The sequence below is a fragment of the Pedococcus sp. P1_H8 genome, assembly GCF_056405175.1.
This window is the reverse complement of record NZ_JBFUCP010000286.1, coordinates 1-424: the sequence shown is the minus strand read 5'-3', so window position 1 is coordinate 424 and position 424 is coordinate 1. Positions and strand designations below refer to the sequence as shown.

Sequence of the window (424 nt, the reverse complement as noted above, 5' to 3'; positions counted from 1 at the left end):
GCAGAAGGCCGTCCTCAAGTCCATCGAGCTGCGTCTCGGTGTGCCCTGGTACGCCTACGACACCCTGACCCTCACCGGCAGCGTCGTCTCGATCGAGGACGGACTGGTCACCCTCTCCGTCGTCGGTACCGACTCGTTGGGCAAGCACATCACCTCCACCGTCCGGCTGGTCATGGACGGCTCGGTCACCACCGGCGCAGTTGGGAGCCCCGCATGAGCGGCCTGTCAGGCAAGGCCTCGATCGTCGGGATCGGTGCCACCGACTTCTCGAAGGACTCGGGACGCAGCGAGCTCCGGCTGGCCGCCGAGGCGGTGAACCTGGCACTCGCCGATGCGGGCCTGACGCCCGCGGAGGTCGACGGCCTCGTCTCGTTCACGATGGACACGAACACCGAGACCGCCGTCGCCCGTGCGGTCGGCATCC

The 424-nt window shown here is 68.4% G+C and carries 2 protein-coding genes; both read left to right on the top strand.

What is annotated here, in order from left to right; translation table 11 throughout:
* Positions 1-217 (top strand): hotdog family protein (locus AC1DYG_RS20040; RefSeq protein ID WP_477641594.1); only part of this gene is annotated, 217 nt, incomplete at its 5' end.
* A partial coding sequence (locus AC1DYG_RS20035) for a hypothetical protein (RefSeq protein WP_477641593.1) occupies positions 214-424 on the top strand: 211 nt, incomplete at its 3' end. The genes AC1DYG_RS20040 and AC1DYG_RS20035, both read left to right, overlap by 4 nt.